Below are 680 nucleotides of genomic sequence, written 5' to 3'. Positions count from 1 at the left end.
CCTGGTTCCGATCTGGTTGAAATGATTTAAAAAATCTTCTTGTTCAACTTTCGACTTGCGTCTACTCGCTGCGCTACATGATCATTATTTCTTAAAGAACTTTTCGCTTCCGCATCACGCTTCCGCTCCTCTTATGTTGTGCACCTTGTTTCCGTGGCGCTCAAACTTTCAGTTTTCTGAGCTTCGAGCCTTGCGCTCTCAGCCGTTCCCCGTAGTTGGGACTGCAAAGGTAGAAGGTTTTTTTTAATTCCCAAAATTTATTTTAAAATATTTTTTGGGGCTTTTTTTGAGGTGGATCCTGGGTGCTTTTCAGCCCTGCAGATCCTGCTCTTTCCTTCCCGATGTCATGGCCGTTTCGGCCGTCCCTCCCTTGCGGAGTGGTGCAAAGATAGGGACAAAACACCCATACTTCCAAGACCTGCAAACGAATATTTTTAGCGGAATAGCGTAACTCGCTAGCAATGTGAGCAATAATTTATTGAAAGACGATGCTAAAAGGGCGGTTCCGGGGGTTTGTGGAGGGAAATCGGGGATTGGAAGGGGCCTGGAAGGGGATTGGCTTGGGTCAAAGCTTTTGCAGGAACCTTGCTCTCCCCTATCAGAGCCCTTGCCGAGCGGGCTTGATTGGGTTCTGTATGGGGTCTGTATTGGGAGAGCAAGGGTTCTGAGCCGTCGGAGCT

The 680-nt window shown here is 48.2% G+C and carries 1 protein-coding gene; it reads left to right on the top strand.

Going from position 1 to position 680, the window contains the following annotated elements:
- Positions 1-463 precede the first annotated feature (463 nt).
- Positions 464-680: hypothetical protein (locus tag B2400_RS05020; protein WP_293931521.1), on the top strand; the 217-nt coding region annotated here is incomplete at its 3' end.

This window comes from Sphingobacterium sp. UBA6645, from assembly GCF_002455685.1.
In the GTDB taxonomy this organism is placed as follows: domain Bacteria; phylum Bacteroidota; class Bacteroidia; order Sphingobacteriales; family Sphingobacteriaceae; genus Sphingobacterium; species Sphingobacterium hotanense.
The sequence above is the reverse complement of the archived record's forward strand: the minus strand, read 5'-3'. Positions and strand labels throughout refer to the sequence as shown.